Genomic DNA, 16695 nt, shown 5'->3' with positions numbered 1-16695 from the left:
GGCGGAAGGGACTGCCCTCCATGACGTACCTGTAGTCAGGTGTGTAGCGGCTGCCGGGTCTTCAGAAGTTTTTCCGCTATGGTCCGTTGTCTGAAGCGAAAAATCCGCGTCAGTTGAGCCCGTATCAGGGGATGACCTATCTCTCCTGCCGGCCACAGGGGGAGGCGGTAGTGAACCTCGTCCTCGATGAAGGTCGCGCCGTCCATTTCCCGGAAGCGGTGGGTGTGGACCCAGAGCCTGTAAGGTCCCCGTATCTGCTCATCCACAAACTGTTCGGGAGGGTTCCAGGAGGAGATCTCCGTGCGCCACTGGAGGGGAATGCCAAAAAGGCGCAGGCGATAGTCAATGCGAGTCCCCCTCCTCATGTGGATGGGGCGGGGCGTCACGATGTGGAAGTGAAGCTCGGGCGGCGTTATGCTCTCGAGGTTTCCGGCATCGCCAAAGAAATCGAAAACCGTTTCGATTTCCAGAGGAAGGCTCATAGTCGTTTTGAGCACATGGGTCCGCTTGTCGGCCTTTTCAAAACCGATGGTGAATTCTTGAGCTCTATTCATGGAAAAGCCTCCCCAAAGATAGGGACAGGCAGGAAAGATCCTTATTTCTTGCCTGGTGCTTCGGGCGTCCAGCAAGAAATAGAACCCCGTCCTGTCCGTTCATCCGTCATTTGCCATAAAATGTAGAGTGCGTTTCACGCACCATTTTTGACGCCGGCATTTCCCTCAGTACGAATGGTGCATGAAATGCAGCTCGCCGCGAGTGATGGATGCTAAAGAGCGTAACCAACGGTTTGGCGTGCTCTGCTGGCCTGACGCTGCAGGCAATTGCTCGCAGGCACGGAAGGGTGCTTAGTACACCTGCACAGAATAAGATGTCCATTACGCTTCTCGTCATGCAGGCAGATCTTTAGCCGGCATCCATTTTTTTCTTTGGATTCCGGCTGAAGGACGGCGATTTGAATGGTGGTAACTCTAATGGATTGTATTGTACCAGGCACCTGAGCAGCGTGCACTTCATGCACATTCTCGGTTGTTTTGGGCGTCTCTCCAAACCCGCCTACTTTCCAGGATAGCCCACCGACTGCGCCAGGATGATCTTCTGCTCCGGCTTCAATTGCATTTCCCTGGCGAGGGCATCCCTGTTGATCCCGGCTCGCACCACCGTCGCCAAACCTTCCGATGCGCAGAACAGATAGACATTCTGGCTGATAAAGCCCGTGTCGGCCCCCACGAGGACATCCTTGTCCATCCCACCGCCATCGACTCTGGAATAATCCGCCACATACAGGAGGTTCACGGCCGCACTCTGAACGTATGCCTGAGTGCCCGTCATGGCTCGCACGTCCTTTGGTATGATTGGATCCAGCAGGTTTTTCCCGGCGTCCCAGCGAAACAGGCCCTCGGATGTGGCGACGAAAATGTCGATCTCCTGCCAGTTCTTTGCCGATGGCGCGGTCCTCCTGCCGTCGGGGCGATTGATGCCGAAGGCTGCCCAGAGCAGATTTGACAGGGTTTGCAGGGGGAGTTTTTCGTCACTGAAGGTCCGCACGGTCTTCCGCTCCTTCAACGCCTGCATCAGGGGTTTTCCGCTGTCCGTCTGGGGAGGGGGAAGCTGAATGGGACCAGCGGCATGGACGCAAAATGAAAAAATGAGGAGAAAAGAAATACAAAAGAAAAAAGTGGTCGGGGTCTTTTTCATGGGAGGTCTCCTTTTGGATGTTCTGACAACAATGACGCGTCAGTCTGAAAGCATTCTCAGGCTTCCCGGGGAAGACACGGCAGCATGACGCGTCGGTCTGGATGTATACGCTTTGAGGACTGCAGACTTCATCTTTGTAGGAGCGGCATCCTGCCGCGACTGGCTCACCGTCAGGGCAGGATGCCGCTCCTACAAAAACAGGGAGCCATCAAATTATAAGTTTTGTTCCTCATATACTCTATCTTGATGCGCTCTTCAGCGCCCTCAGTGGACCGTCAGAAAACCTCTGCCCACGGCACACGCCCCCGCATAAATGACGACGGCCAGGACGATGACCGCTGCAAACCCAAGGTGAATCGCCAGCAATGTGGCGAGGACTGCCCCCACCACCGATGCAAAGCCGTTGATGGCCCATGCCCAGGGAATGCTCTCCGGGTGCGCCGACGCGAGGCACGTCATGCCGCTGGGAAAGGGCACGCCCATGCATGAGGCCAGGGGAGCGATCAGCAAAATGGAAATAAATATTTTCACCGCATCGGGCAGATGGATCAAGGACTGAAACAGGCCCGGCAAAAAGATGAGATAACTGAGAGTCAGGATTGCCATGGCCGTAATTGCCCAGGTGACCTTGTTCGGGGCTTGCCGGCTCCCGGCCAGCCGGCTGCCTGCAGCGCTGAACACGAGGAAAGAGCACAGTACTACGGACACGGCATAGAGGGGGTGAGACAGGAACAGCACGAACTTCTGTATGAAGGCTATTTCCATGAACATGAAGGCAAGTCCGATGGCGAGAAAATATGAGGCCACCGAGGCGCTGGGCAAAGTACGCCGGCAACGAGACAAGGCCAGCGGCAGCAGGATCAACAGAACGCTGGCCGCACAGGCCTGCAGCAAAGTTGCCGCCAGCAGCGGGTAGCTCCAGTCGAACAGCGGCATGCCCCCCTGCTCCCGCAGGGAGAATAATTCCCTGGCCGTGTCCCACTTGAAGAAACGGAAAAAATGGGGGCGGTCATCGGTTGCCGGCTCAATGTAAAATTTGTATCGATCCATGAAGTCCTGTCGCTGCTGCCCCAGCAGCGCGAGAGCTCCCTCGAACAGGTAGGGCTGCGGGAGCTGGTTGTAACGATTCGCCTCTTCAGGGGGCATCCCCGGGTAGTAGGCCAAATCAAAGGATCGCGTGCGGCTGAATTCCCTGATGGCGGCAATTTCCAGATGGGAGAAATCGTCGTTTTTCACCAGAAGCGTTACAGTCTTCCATCCACGGATCATGGCCACTCGCATGGAGGGGTCGGCAGCTCCGCTCCGCTCCAGGGCAAAGACCGCAGTGGCGAACAGCTTCAAAATATCACGCGGCGGGAGTGTCAGCCACCGGGTGAAGGCAAGTATTCCACCCGGTGCCAGGCGGTTCAGATAGGTTTGTAGAGCCTCCACCGTGTAGAGGTAGCTTTCGCTCAGGCCATACAGCCCGGCAGAGGCAGTCCCAAATGAATCCAGCAGGGCCACCTGGATCAGGTCATAGTGCATCCGGCTCGTGCTGACGAACCCGCGTGCCTCGGCCTGGTAAACTTTCACGTTGGGAAGGCCGTAGAGGTTTCCTGCAAAGTCACGAAAACGCCCGCCGACCAGATCGATGAAGTTGCCGTCCAGCTCAACGGCATCGATAGCGGAGCTGCCGTGATAGAGTGCCTGCAGCACATCGCTTCCCGCGCCCGCACCCAGCACCAGGACGCGGGGCTGATGGAGGATCTGATAAGGCAGTGCCGAGGTGAGTTGCCCGAGATAGTCCAGCGGCCCGAGCATGCCGTCGAAGTGCGTCAGCGCCGAAGGACCGTTTCCGTCCACGAAGACTCCCAGCTGGGGCGGCGGCTCTCTCGTGGCGTTCAGGCTCATCCCGGGGGCGTCACGCAAAGGCACATGCGTGTTTTCCACTACAGTCATCTGCCCCAGGGGGCCGCTGCGCTCTTCCATCACCCTCGACCCGAGGATCTCCAGAGCCTGACTGAGGTCCTTATAGGGAGAACGGTTCACGGGGAGGTCGGGGGTTGCCGTCATTCCCGCCGCAGCCAGGCCAAGGAAGGCCGCAGCCAGCCATCGGGGACGCATCCTCAGTTCCATGACAGCGATGGCGGCAGCCAGCAGAGCCAAAGCCGCCAGGACAATCAGTACGCGGGAAGGTGAGAGGAAAAACAGGATGCCGATGATGCCCAGACTGCCCACACCTGCGCCGAAAATGTCGAAAGCGTAAATGCGGGACGCCTGCCTTCCGAAGAGGGTGAAGGCAAGACCGATGCTGAGCCCGCCGAAGAAAAAGGGCAGCATCATGAGAAGATAGACGGCGAGCAGCCAAACCGGCTGCCTAGGATCCCAGAGGAGCTCGAGAGGACTGAAGGGAGTTTTCTGGGCCAGGATGAACGAGACGGGCATCAGGAGTGCGAGAGCTGTCGCAGCGAGGACGTATGCCGTGCGATAGTGTCGGGAGAACTTTTCTTTCAACAGGGTCAGCGCAGTGCCGCCGGCGCCGTAGCCCAGCATGGCAGCGCTGATGATCATGTAGGCGAAGTGGTGCCACAAAATGATGCTGAACAATCGCGTCAACACCACCTCATAAGCCAGCACGCAGGCGGAAAGTATACTGATGGCAATGAGGGGAGGGCGCAGCATCGTCAATGCCCGCCGGTCAGCGGAACAAAACGCACCGGCAGGAGCTGCCGGGTCGTCACGGAGCCATCCTGTTTTTTCTCCACCAGCATGAGAAACTGGGTCAAAAATTGAGTGCCCAGGGGGATCACGATGCGTCCCCCCGGTTTGAGCTGTTGGATCAGCGGCGGGGGCACATGGCTGGCGGCGGCTGTCACCATGATGGCATCGAACGGAGCTGCTTCGGGCCAGCCATAATAGCCGTCGCCCACTCTTGTCTTCACATTGCGGTAGCCGAGCAATTGCAGCCGGTTTTCCGCCTCCTTGCCCAATGCCTCGATGATCTCGATGCTGTAAACCGAGCCGGCCAATTCCGCGAGAATAGCCGCCTGGTACCCGGAGCCGGTACCGATCTCCAGCACGTTGTCACCGGCACCGACCTTCATCAGATCGGTCATCAGGGCCACGATATAGGGCTGGGAAATCGTCTGTCCATGGCCGATGGGAAGGGGACGGTTGAGGTACGCCTGATCGACCAGGTCGGCCGGCACGAAACGATGGCGTTCGACTTTTCCCATGGCAGCCATGACGGCCGGACTGAAGGCTGAGCTGCCGATGTAAGAGGCCGTCTCGGTCGCATCGATCTGCACCTCTTTCAGCATTTTTTGCCGCTCAGCATCAAAGTCGCTGCCCTGCAACAGGGGCGACCACCAGAAAAACAGCAGGAATACGTTCCAAAAAAAGAGAGGTTTCATGGCTTCACTCGTGCTTCGCATGCCGACAGAGGAGGGGTGCCATGGCAAGGAGCTGAAATCCCGCTATTCTGATAATGATCTAAGTGCCGTCGGCGAAAAGGTGCCCGATCTCTTCAGGATGATGTCTCTGCATCGGCTTCACCGTGGCGAGTGACCTTTTTGATGAGGTCTCCATCTTCGCGCCACACATAGCAGGAATTCACCAGGTAGCGATCGAGATGCTCCTTGCTGATGCGACGCCCTTTGGGATCGCGATCGGTTTGTGTCCAATAGCCCTGCAGAGCGGCGGGCGCCATGGCCAGGAGCAGGGTGGTCAAATGGATACAGCCTTTCGGCCCCCCGACATGCTTATGCACCTGGCCGCTGAAGCCCGGCACAAGGCGGGACCCTACAATGGCTTTCAGTGATTGCTGGGTTTCATGGCACTGAGAGTGAGGTGTGCAGGGCATTTCTGTTTCCAGCTCCGTAATAGTCAATGTTGCAGTATCAATCTTCATGCAGATGCGCATCCTGTGCACTGAATCGGCTTCGCGCCGCCTTCCGTCGAAGTAATAAGTGGTCACAAGGCGGCGGTCATGCAATTCTCCGCATACGAGGATGTGATGCTCATCGTAAACGTGGCTGCTGATATTGATTTGCCGATTCTGGATGGGCTCATTTTGGATCTGATCGAAAAGTGACATGAGTCGTCCTGCTGCTTTACCGTTAGAAATGGAACATTCAGGGGACAGAGTCCCAGGTGAGGTCGCCTGGTGTAGCTTTCAGCTCGAAGCCATATGCACTGGAGTATAACATCCATGTGAGCCCTTCTTGTCAACAGAAAACAGATGGCCTTGAGCATTTGGACGGAGCTCTGCAGACAAAGTCTTTCGCTCCTCCGGAAGATGGATGTACCGTCGTTCCGGCGAAAGCCGGAATCCAGGGTTCACGGGGTTTTCTGGACCCTGGCTCCCACCGGGGTGACGTTCATGACATGAGCATGTTTGCCTGCAGAACCTGGTACAAGTTGACGAATTGTTCCTCTCATGATCTTGTTTATGCTATAAACAATCATTCATGCGGTCTTCTCAAGAGCTTTCACACCCGGCGCTCAGACGGGACGAAATCTTTTCACGACAGGTGGCCTATGGACTTTCTATACATTTCCCCGGAATTTCCACCCAATTATGCTCAGTTTGTTCTGCGTCTGCGCGACGCAGGAGCCCGTGTCTGGGCCCTGGGTGAGGCGGATTTTTATGATATGCCGGAGCACCTGCGTTCGGCCATTGCCTGGTACGTGCGTTGTGATTTGAGCTCACCGGGTGCGGTCATGGCGGCTGCTGAAGAATTGCTGCGCGCAAAGGCCACGGCGGGGACGCCGGGACACTTCGACATGGTCGAATCCCACAACGAAACATGGCTGAGGCTGGAGGCATTCCTCAACGAGAGGCTGGGCATCGAAGGCCTGCACCCTCATCAGATCGACCGGCTGAAAAAGAAGTCGGTCATGAAAAAGGTTTTTCAGAGGTGCGGCCTGTCCGTGGCTCGTGCCGCGCTGGTAAAGGACGGCAGCCAGGCCATGCGGCTGGCTGAGGATTTGGGTTATCCATTGATTCTCAAGCCCGACGAAGGGGTGGGTGCTGCCGGTATCCATCGTTTGACCTGCCCGGAGGACCTTGAGCGTGTGCTGCCGCAGCTGGCGGGCGAATATCTCCTGGAGCAGTGGATCGATGCCCCCATTGTCACATACGATGGCCTGGCGGATCACGACGGACAGGTGCTGTCTGAGAGCAGCCTGGTTTACGGGTCCGGTGTGTTGGAGTGCGTAGAGGGGCGGGATACCTTCTTCTATGTCCATCAGGCGATTCCAGATGGATTGACGCTCATAGGACGGGAGCTCGTGAAGGCCTTCGGCATCCGCCGCAAATTTTTCCACTTCGAGTTTTTCCACCGTGACGGGGTATTTCGGCCCATCGAGATCAATGCCAGGCCTCCCGGGGGCCCCATCCTCGACATGATGAACTACAGTGCGGACATGGACCTCTATGCCATCTATGCCGCTATGGCCGTCCAGGGTCGTGCGGATCCGGTGAGGGGCGAACGTCGTTACACGGCGTATGCCGGCCGCCGGCAGCGCCCGTATGCCCTGTCCCATGAAGAGGTGCTGGCCAGACTCGGGCCGGCATTGGTCGAGCATGGACCCAACCCCATGATTTTTCAGGAGGCAATGGGGCAATATCGCTACATTTTTCGTTCTCCAGACGAAGAAGATCTGCTGAATTTGGCAGAGCTGGTTTTTCGGTGCGGGTAGCATGTTGCCTTCGCCTGGGAAGTCGCCCTGCCGAAAGTGGAAACCTGGGTACAAATGGCTTCGCTCTTTGGGAAGGGGGCGATGCCATCAACAACAGCTTCTGAGGGGCTGAACACCCGGCCCCTCGTTCAACACTCCCTGGAATTCCAGCATTGTCATTGAATCCTTCTGCCCCTTGTTCATGATCCGAGTGAGGCCCTCACTCATGCACTCCATTCCATAAGCTCCAGGCCCTCTGCCTCCGATGATCGTCGATTCTGCCGGCTCGACCGCGATGATCTTTGCGTGAGAAGGGGCCGTCTTCATGCAAAAGGCGGCACTACGAGCACACAATCCCACCCGGTCTGCTCTGGCCTCCGGAAGTTCTTGACAAGGCATGTCCCATTCACGGATAAGCCTTGGAGCGATACGTTGGGGGACCGAATGCACAGGCAGTTCGGGCGGAGATAGAACAGCGTTTTTAGCGGCGAGTGCCATTGTTCATGAGCAGAGATCTGACGATTCTCATTGTCGAAGCCATGTTGGTTTACTTTTGCGTCTTGTGGACGCATTCTTTGCGAGTGCGCGCAGGGCTTGCCCCGTTTTATGCCCTGTTGGGGGGGATCACGGCGGTCATGTCGTGGGTGACGGATGCCGGAGTCAGCGTGCAGGTTGCAGGGGTCACCTTCATGGTTGGCTCGGCTGTTTTTTACACCTCCCTGCTGTTGGGCGTGTTTGTCGTGTACGTGTTTGACGGGCCTCGTGCCACGCGCATCGCGATTTCTACGGTGGCGGGAGTGTCCATCATGGTGCCCCTCATCGCCATTGCTCTGCAACTGCAGGCGAGAGTTTCGGGTGACAGTCCCCTGGGATACGTGCCCATGCCCAGTCTTCGCATCAACAGTGCTTCCGTCTTCACGACGGTCGTCGATCTGATATTCCTGGCAATTGCCTGGGAGTATTTTGGCAGGCCGACCCTGAAAATCCAGCTCTGGCTCAGGGCCTTTCTGACCCTTTTGGGAGTCATGTGGCTGGATGTGCTTTTGTTTGCAACGGGCGCCTTCCTGGGGACCCCACAATACATAAACATCATGAAAGGCACGTTCTTGAGCCGCCTGATCATCTCCCTGTTTGCGTGCCCGTTTTTATACCTCTATTTGAACTGGCAGAACAAAAAAGTCGGTATGACTTTCGAGAATCGGCCGGTCTTGACCATTCTCAAGGAGCTTTCCGAAATTCAGGTGGAGCTGAGCCTGGCTCAGCAGGAAATCGAGCAGAGGAAGCGGGTGGAGAAAGAAAAAGAGAAGCTCATACAGGATCTGCAGCGGGCAATGTCCGAGATCAAGGTCCTGAGGGGGTTCCTGCCGATCTGTGCCAATTGCAAGAAAATTCGAGATGATGAAGGCTACTGGCAGCAGATCGAAGAGTACATCCAGGAGCATTCGGAGGCTGTCTTCAGCCACGGGATATGCCCGGACTGCATGGAGCTGCTTTACTCCGATTTTAACCCCCATAACGGGAACGGCCACAATGAACCGTGAAGAAACGGGCTGGGTTTGGCGTACTGGGTCAAGCACTTTTGGGATTTTACGGAACCTGGTGCGTTCAATGCTGTAACTGACTGTGTAAAATTCGTTTGCTCGTCATTCCGGCGGTCTTCAAGCCGGAATCCAGCCCATCCAAAAAACTGGATTCCGGCTTGAAGACCGCCGGAATGACGGAAGAAGGTCGATGCTAAAAGCGATCGACTCATTTCTCAGGCAGCTTCTAATACTATACTCCAAACGGATAAGATCGTGACTTATTGATGATCCTGTAGGAGCGGCTTCCAGCCGCGATGGAAATAGCTGGCTCCATCAGAATCGTGGCTGGAAGCCGCTCCTACAAAAGTCAAGATTTTACCCGTTCGCAGTATACAACGATACATCCATGCACCCCAACCCTCTCCCTCGAGGGAGAGGGAGTTCTCAAACTGCTTCCAATGCCACCCGGGTCCAGTAGCGATCCGCCTCCTCCTTCACCTGGATGGGAATGCTGAAGGTTTGGCTCAGCAGCTCCGAGCGGAGGATTTCCTCTTTCTTCCCCTGAGCCAGGCACCGCCCGCCCTGCAGCAGGAAAACGTGGGAAAAGGCGGGCATGATCTCCTCGAGATAATGTGTCACGAAGATCATGGAGGGAGCGTCCGGTGCCCGCCCCAGTTCATCCAGGGTGTGCAGGAGCTGCTCCCGGGCCACCAGATCCAGTCCCGAGCAGGGCTCGTCCAGGATGAGGAGCCTGGGGTGGTGAATGAGGGAGCGCGCGATGAGGAGCCGCTGTTTTTCGCCCTGAGAAAGAACCCCGTAGGGAAGGTCCAGAATATCCTGGCATTTGAGCCGCACCGCCAATTCACGAGCCTGCCGATAGTCTTCTGCTTCGGGTGTTTCAAAAATGCCGATGGAGGCGTATTTGCCGCTCACAACGAGGTCCAGGGGTTTCTGCGTCGAGGGGATCTGAGCCTGCAGGAAAGATCCCACCCATCCGATCTTCTTTCGAAGCTCCCGCAGATCCGTCTGACCGAACCGCTCACCGAGAACAATGATCTGTCCGCGTGTGGGCCAGAGGTAGCCCGCCAGGAGCTGGAGGAGGGTCGTCTTGCCCGACCCGTTGGCTCCCAGGACGACCCAGTGGTGTCCGGGCTGAACCGTCCAGTGGATACGATCCAGGATCACACGCTGTCTGCGCACAAACGTCACATCTTCCAGGGAAATCCATTCTGCATTCAATGGGGTGTCTTTCTTGATGGGTCTCGGTTGTCGAGGGAATTTTCAAGTTTACGTCTGCTGGATGAGAACGATCTTGCCGAAATGCCGCCCTTCCTGCAGGTAGCCGTGGGCTTTCTCCACATCCGAAATGGGGTAAACCCGATCGATGACGGGACGGACCGCACCCCTTTGCAGAAGCGGAATCACGTGCTCCTGGAAATCGCGAGCCAGGGCTGTCTTCTCCTCCTGGGACTGGCTCCGCAGGACTGACCCAATGATGCGCAGCCGCTTGGTCAGGAGGGGCGCCAGAGGGATCTCCGCCCTGGCCCCGCCCATGAGGCCGATGAGCACCAGGCGGCCGCGGGTGTTCAGGATTTCCAGATGTCTGGCCAGGTAGGGGGCTCCGATGCAATCCAGGACGACGTCCACGCCGCTGCCCTGCGTGATTTCCAGGAGGCGGGAAGCAAAATCTTCCTCCTTGTAGTTGATGCCGTGGGAGGCTCCCAGTTCCAGGCAGCGTTGAATTTTTTGGGAGCTGCTTGCCGTGATGATCGTTTGGACCCCGGCTTCACGCGCCAGTTGAATGGCGGCAGTCCCGACGCCGCTTCCTCCGCCGTGCAGGAGAAGCCGTTCCCCGGCGGTGATGGCGGCTTCGCGGAACAGGTTGTGGAGCGCAGTGAAGAAAACCTCCGCCGAAGCGGCGGCTTCGATGAAACTGAGGTTTTCGGGAATGGAGAGAAGATGCCCGGCAGGAACGGCCACATACCGGCCGTAGCCTCCCCCGGCAACGATGCCGAACACCCTGTCGCCGGCGTACCAACCCTCTACATCGGGGGCCTTTTCCACCACAAATCCGGCAAAATCCAGTCCCGGAACGGTGGATGCCCCGGGCGGTGGTGGATAAAGCCCTCGCCGCTGGAGGAGGTCGGCGCGGTTGACGGAACAGGCTTCCACCTGTACGAGAACTTCACCCGGCTGCAGAGCGGGACGGGGAATCGTGGCGCAATCGAGAGCATTCCATTCCCCTTTTTGGACCGGTTCCCTGACGATTACGGCCTGCATGAGAGGTGGATTCATTCCATGCCTCCATTTTCAGCGAAGGAGTAGTGGCTGGGGCCGGCAATGATGATGTGGTCGTGAACCAGGATGTCCAGGTCCTTCAAAATCCGGTTCAGCTTTCGGGTCAGCTGCCGGTCCGCCGAGGAAGGATTGGGATCGCCGCCGGGGTGATTGTGGGCAAGGATAACGGCGGTCGCCCGGTGCTTCAGTGCTGCTTCCACCACAAGGCGCGGAAACACGGCGGTACGGTTGACGCTTCCTCGCTGGATTTGTTCCATGGCAATGAGTGCGTTGCGGCTGCTCAAGGCCAGGATGCAGAAGACTTCGCTTCGCTCCGTCTTCAGAGAGGCTGACAGGTAGGAAGCGGCTTCCTGGGTGGAGTTGAACGTGGGATTGGGCTTCCAACGGTCTTTTTGATAACGGTCCATGAGCCGCGGGATCGTGTTGATGAGAATGGCGGCGTGCGCTCCGACTCCTTTGATCTGCTCCAGGCTGACGCGGGGCGCGTCAAAGACCGCAGCCAGACTCCCGAATTTTTCCATGAGCTCCCTGGCGATGGATTTCACGTCACGGCGGGGAATGGCATAGGAGAGGACCAGCTCCAGCACTTCGTGATCGTGGAATCCATCGAAGCCGCTGCGGTCAAACCTTTCCCTCAGGCGCTGCCTGTGTCCCTCCGGGCCGATACTCATGGAAAAACTCCGCATCAGTGTGCAAAGGAGCAGCCTTTAACCGCTAATTCCATTCCGTTGTTTTTTGACGCAGCTTGACCAGCAGGGCATCGAAGGATTCGTTGGCCAGAATGGAAGTGAACTGGCTGCGGTAGTTGCTGACCAGGCTCACCCCTTCCACGATGACGTCGTAGACCTTCCAATTACCCTTTTCCTCCTTGAGACGGTAATCGACGGCAACATCGGTGTCCTGATAGTTGATTATCCGGGTTTTGACAAAAGCGTAGTCCCCCTTGACCTCCTGCACATCGTAGACAACCTTTTCGTTGGAGCCGGTATAGGTTTCCACCCGATCCACATAGGTATTGAACAGGAGCTGTTTAAAAAGGCTCACGAATTCCTTCTGCTTATCAGGCGACTGGTCTTTCCAGGGGCGTCCGAGGGCGCGCTTGGCCATTTCAGAAAAATCAAAATATTCATCCACGATGCTGAGGATTTCGGCTCTGCGCTGCCGGATACTGGGGGCTTTACCTGATTTTGAGCTGTGGATGATATCCAGGGCCCGGTCCGTACCCGACTGAATGACCTGCAGTGGACCCTGATCGGCGGCTGCGGGGGCCGCAGTGAGGCATGGTTGCAAAAAAATCATAAAAATCAATGCAGTATATGTTAATATTGACGAGTTGTTTCTTGCTGCCGCCATTCCTAATTCTCCTCCTTCATGCTCTTCACACCGATAATGCTCCAAACCGCTCTCTTTGATCGGACAAACTTTAAAATTATAACAACAATTCCCAAACAGCGCGATCAATTTTCTTGAAGTGCAATCTCCGCGACCTCCATGGGCAATATCGTTGCTTCACCAACTTTCGTCATTTCGGCGAAAGTCGGATTCCAGGCAAATAAAAAAACCTTCCGGTCCCCGGTTTTCAGCGGGGTGACTTTCATTCAACACCCTTGAGCAAGGGGCAGGGGGGTTATGAGCCTCACGGCAAATCCCCTTAAATCCCCCTTCAAGGGGGGACTTCAACACTCCACCTCCCGGGCCAGGTTTTGCCTTTGGCTGCGATGTACTAGACTTGCTTTCGGGCATTTTGCTATGATGATAATGACCTTGACAAGACGGGGCAGATTGATGATAAGCGAGCGAAAACCTGAAACAGCAGTTCTCCGTTGGGCATGACAACCTCTGAAAGGAATTCAGGGATGAATGATTGGGTCTTCCTCTTTCCCGGCCAGGGATCGCAATATGTCGGGATGGGCATCGAGTTCTACGAGACTTACAGTGAGGTGCGTGAGCTCTTCTCCCATGCCAGTGATATTCTCGAAATGGATGTGGCCAAGCTCTGCTTTGAAGGTCCCGAAGACGTTCTGGTTTTGACTCAGAACGTGCAGCCTGCCATTACCGTCGTGAATCTGGCGTGCTTCACAGTGCTCCAGCTCCATGAAATCTACCCCGTGGCTGCGGCGGGGCATAGCCTGGGTGAATACAGCGCCCTTTATTCGGCCGGAGTCTTGAGCCTCAAGGATGTACTGACTCTGGTGCGCTGGCGTGGGACCCTCATGCAGGAGGCTGCCGAGCAGGAGCCCGGCGCCATGGCGGCGGTCATGGATCTCGAGGGAGACAAGCTCCAGGAGATCTGCCGGCTTTGCGACGTGGAAATTGCCAATATCAATTCACCCGAACAGACGATCCTCACGGGGCGGGTGGAACCCATCCGGAAGGCCATTGCCATGAGCGACGAAGCCGGGGCGAAAAAATGCGTGCAGCTCAATGTCAGTGGGCCGTGGCACAGCCGTTGTATGAGCAGAGCCCGCGAAAAGTTTGAGCCCATCGTCAGGGGATGCAAGTTCTACGACCCTCAAATTCCCGTCATCAACAATATCGACGCCAAGCCCCTGCAGAGCGCTGCAGAGCTGCCCGGGAAGCTGGTCGAACAGATCTGCGGATCCGTCCTCTGGCGTCAGTCCATGGAGAAGTTTGTGGCGGACGGCCACACTCACTTCGTGGAGGTAGGGCCCAAGAAGGTCCTTCGGGGGCTCATGCGCCGCATCAATCGCAACGCAAAGGTCCAGAATGTGGAAGATACTGCAAGTCTGGCCAGTTTCCTGCAAGCCAACCAGTAAAGGTGCATGACGTTCTCTGTTCCCGGACGGTTTGAGCACTCGCCGTGGCGCCATCTGCTTTGGAAGGGGAGGCGATATGTCACTGGTGAACATTCTAAGAGACATTGCCGGCAGGGTATTCTCTCCCGAAATACGCTTGCGAACGAAATACGAGGCTTTTAAAGAGCTCCTGGATCTCGATCGCGCCGCCCACGGTGAAATGGCTCTCCTGGAAAGCTATTACCACGATGGGGCGTCCGTCGATTTCCATGCTGTGCAAAAAACCTGCGGGAAACTGATGCATGCCGTGTCCGGAATGGTGAAGAGTCTCTCCCTCATGGCCCCCCGCAGCTACGGCGCATTGCCTGAGCGCTTCCGTTCCGTCTCGGCGCGGGTGGAGCCTCTCCTGCTGACACCCCATCCGCCCCCCACCGCTCCATTCCTTTTGAATTTCCAGGACATCGGCCCTGGAAGCGAAGGGATGGCGGGAGGGAAAGCGGCCCATCTTGCCGCACTCTACAATGAGCTTCGCCTTCCCGTTCCCAGGGGCTTTGCCCTCTCTGCAGCCGCCTTCCATCATTTCTGCCACTTCAATGGATTGAGACCCCACCTCGAAGCTGCCCTCGCCGATCTGAACATCCATTCTCCTTCCTCCCTGGAAGAAACGTCCCGCGAACTGGTCTCGAAGTTTTTGAATGCCGCTATGCCCCCTGCCGTGGAAGAGGCTCTCCTGAAAGGATACGATGCCCTCTCCGGCGCAGGCAAGTCCGACTTCCCCGTATGCCTGCGCAGCAGCGCCGTGGGGGAGGATTCGGCCCTTTCTTTTGCGGGGCAGTATCGAACGGAGCTTCAAGTGGATCGCCGTCGACTGGGGGACGCATATAAGGCTGTCATCACGAGCAAATACGCTCCCAAGGCCCTCTACTACCGGGTCGAAAATGGACTCCTGGACCAGGAAACGCCCATGGCTGTTCTGGTGTTGGAGATGGTGGATACGGAATCGGCCGGGGTCATGTATACCCGGGATCCGTTGGATCCGGCTTCTCAAACGCTGAAAATCTATTCCATCTGGGGCCAGGGGGAACTGCTGGTGAAAGGGGAAATCGCACCCGATTTGCTTGAGATTTCAAGGGAGGAAGATTTCAAGGTTCTCCAGTCGCGGTGGGGTACCAGGGAATATAAAGCGGTGCTGGGTTCGGGCGGGGAGCTGGAAACCGTTCCCCTGGAAGAGCCGGAACGGATGGAGCTTTCGCTGGACGAAGCGAGTGCACAGCAACTGGCCCGGTGGGGCCTGCAACTGGAGGCGCATTTCGGCATGCCCCAGGATGTGGAATGGTGCAAGGGGCGCAACGGTGAGCTTTACCTCCTTCAGTCCAGGCCCCTGCGAGTGGCGGATGCCGTACCGGCAGCAGATTGCCGGGAGGGCGGGCCGGGCATCTCCCTCCCGGTGCTGCTGGCAGCAGGGGAAAAGGCTTCCTCGGGGATTGGAACGGGGACCGTCGTCCAGGTGACTTCCCTGCCGGATTTGGGCTCTGTCCCCGAAGGCGCGGTCCTGGTGGCCCCGACGACTTCTCCCCGTTTTACCCAGATCATCGGCCGGCTGAGGGCTGTCGTGACCGACGTGGGATCGGTGGCAGGCCATTTTGCTTCCGTCGCACGCGAATGGGGCATCCCCCTTTTGGTGAACACTCAAACGGCGACACAGGTCCTGCGGAATGGGGAAGTGGTCACCGTGGATGCGGGAGCGGCCCGGGTGTATGCGGGGAGCGTTGCGGAAGGCCTGCAGCCTGTCTGCCTCATCGGTGGAGCCCACCGGGAAACGCCCTTCAAAAAGCGATTGCGTGAGATCCTGAAGCACATCTCTCCTTTGAACCTGACAGACCCCAAAGCCAGGAGCTTCAGTCCGGAAAGATGTCAAACCCTGCACGATTTCCTCCGCTTCATCCATGAAAAGGCGGTGGGGGAAATGTTTTCCACGGGAGCAGACAGGCACGGGAGGGCGAGGGGGGCCAGGAAGCTTGCCACAGACATTCCCATCGCCGTCTATGTGCTGGACCTGGGTGAGGGGGTCCGGCCCGAGGATACGCGTTGGTCGAGAAAAAACGTGGCGCTGGAGGATATCCTGAATCGTCCCTTCAAGGCCCTGTGGAAAGGGCTCAGCCATCCCGGCATTCAATGGAGCTCCAACCTGCGTCACCTGGACTGGGAGGAATTCGACCGCGTCAGCAGTGGAATCTTCAGCCTGAAATCCCCCTTTCTTTCAAGCTTTGCCCTCATCGGCCGTTACTATCTCAATGTGAACATCCACTTCGGGTATCACTTCGTGGTTTTGGACGCTTACTGCGGTCCCAATGAGAGGGAAAATTACATCACGCTCCATTTTGAAGGGGGTGGGGGAGACTACCTGGGACGGACGTTGAGGGTCCTCTTTCTGGCTCGGGTCCTGCAACATTATGGTTTTGAAGTCCATCCTGAAGGGGATATGATCGCGGCGCGCATGAAAAAGCCTTCTTCCGAGGCGTCCGAAGGGCTGCTGGAATTGGCGGGACAGCTGTTGGGCTTTACACGCCTGGTGGATATGCGCTTGAAAAGCAAAAAGGATGTGGACGAGCTCATGGAGGAATTTCTCCAGTTGAAAAATCAGGATGGAGAAAATCATGCAGACCATTGACGAGAAAACCCCGCACGTTCTTCAGAGGGAAGCCGCTGCAACCCCGGATTCCATTGAGAACCCCCGGGGGCTTCTCGGAATTGGATAATCC

The 16695-nt window shown here is 57.0% G+C and carries 14 protein-coding genes; 4 read left to right on the top strand and 10 right to left on the bottom strand.

The window, feature by feature from the left end; translation table 11 throughout:
• Positions 1-35 precede the first annotated feature (35 nt).
• The 5 genes from MWC30_RS15805 to MWC30_RS15785 form a co-directional block, all read right to left on the bottom strand.
• Entirely contained in the window at positions 36-554 is a 519-nt protein-coding gene (locus MWC30_RS15805) for an SRPBCC family protein (protein WP_244085165.1), read from the bottom strand.
• A gap of 499 nt (positions 555-1053) precedes the next feature.
• A complete protein-coding gene (locus MWC30_RS15800; protein WP_244085164.1) occupies positions 1054-1695 on the bottom strand; it encodes a nitroreductase family protein in 642 nt (213 codons plus the stop codon).
• Between the two features lie 264 nt (positions 1696-1959).
• The gene (locus MWC30_RS15795) at positions 1960-4356 is read right to left on the bottom strand and encodes an SAM-dependent methyltransferase (protein WP_244085163.1); all 2397 of its coding nucleotides are present in this window, start codon (positions 4354-4356) and stop codon (positions 1960-1962) included.
• Between the two features lie 2 nt (positions 4357-4358).
• Positions 4359-5087, bottom strand: a complete 729-nt coding sequence (locus MWC30_RS15790) for a protein-L-isoaspartate(D-aspartate) O-methyltransferase (protein ID WP_244085162.1) — start codon at positions 5085-5087, stop codon at positions 4359-4361.
• 113 nt (positions 5088-5200) lie between these two features.
• Positions 5201-5770 (bottom strand): DUF2889 domain-containing protein, encoded by a 570-nt coding sequence (locus MWC30_RS15785; RefSeq protein ID WP_244085161.1) that lies wholly within the window; start codon positions 5768-5770, stop codon positions 5201-5203.
• A 443-nt stretch (positions 5771-6213) separates the two neighbouring features.
• Here MWC30_RS15785 and MWC30_RS15780 point away from each other — a divergent pair, with 443 nt between their 5' ends.
• Complete coding sequence (locus MWC30_RS15780) at positions 6214-7377, top strand: acetyl-CoA carboxylase biotin carboxylase subunit family protein (RefSeq protein ID WP_244085160.1); 1164 nt, start codon at positions 6214-6216, stop codon at positions 7375-7377.
• Positions 7378-7859: 482 nt separating this feature from the next.
• Positions 7860-8897 (top strand): VUT family protein, encoded by a 1038-nt coding sequence (locus MWC30_RS15775; protein ID WP_244085159.1) that lies wholly within the window; start codon positions 7860-7862, stop codon positions 8895-8897.
• 426 nt (positions 8898-9323) lie between these two features.
• Here the strand turns inward: MWC30_RS15775 and MWC30_RS15770 are convergent, their stop codons facing one another.
• The 5 genes from MWC30_RS15770 to MWC30_RS15750 form a co-directional block, all read right to left on the bottom strand.
• Entirely contained in the window at positions 9324-10118 is a 795-nt protein-coding gene (locus tag MWC30_RS15770) for an ABC transporter ATP-binding protein (protein WP_244085158.1), read from the bottom strand.
• Positions 10119-10166: 48 nt separating this feature from the next.
• Positions 10167-11174, bottom strand: a complete 1008-nt coding sequence (locus tag MWC30_RS15765) for an NAD(P)H-quinone oxidoreductase (RefSeq protein ID WP_244085157.1) — start codon at positions 11172-11174, stop codon at positions 10167-10169.
• Entirely contained in the window at positions 11171-11848 is a 678-nt protein-coding gene (gene radC / locus MWC30_RS15760) for a DNA repair protein RadC (RefSeq protein ID WP_244085156.1), read from the bottom strand. The genes MWC30_RS15765 and radC overlap by 4 nt, the downstream gene beginning before the upstream one ends.
• A 43-nt stretch (positions 11849-11891) precedes the next feature.
• Complete coding sequence (locus MWC30_RS15755) at positions 11892-12476, bottom strand: phospholipid-binding protein MlaC (protein WP_244085155.1); 585 nt, start codon at positions 12474-12476, stop codon at positions 11892-11894.
• Positions 12477-12634: 158 nt separating this feature from the next.
• Entirely contained in the window at positions 12635-12775 is a 141-nt protein-coding gene (locus MWC30_RS15750) for a hypothetical protein (protein WP_244085154.1), read from the bottom strand.
• A gap of 258 nt (positions 12776-13033) precedes the next feature.
• Here MWC30_RS15750 and fabD point away from each other — a divergent pair, with 258 nt between their 5' ends.
• Both fabD and MWC30_RS15740 read left to right on the top strand, forming a co-directional pair.
• The gene (gene fabD, locus MWC30_RS15745) at positions 13034-13954 is read left to right on the top strand and encodes an ACP S-malonyltransferase (RefSeq protein WP_244085153.1); all 921 of its coding nucleotides are present in this window, start codon (positions 13034-13036) and stop codon (positions 13952-13954) included.
• A gap of 76 nt (positions 13955-14030) precedes the next feature.
• Positions 14031-16604: a PEP/pyruvate-binding domain-containing protein gene (locus MWC30_RS15740; RefSeq protein ID WP_244085152.1), complete on the top strand. Its 2574-nt coding sequence runs from the start codon at positions 14031-14033 to the stop codon at positions 16602-16604.
• The last annotated feature ends 91 nt before the right edge of the window (positions 16605-16695 follow it).

The sequence above is a fragment of the Desulforhabdus sp. TSK genome, from assembly GCF_022836495.1.
In the GTDB taxonomy this organism is placed as follows: Bacteria; Desulfobacterota; Syntrophobacteria; order Syntrophobacterales; family Syntrophobacteraceae; genus Desulforhabdus.
This window is presented reverse-complemented; position numbering and strand designations above follow the sequence as displayed.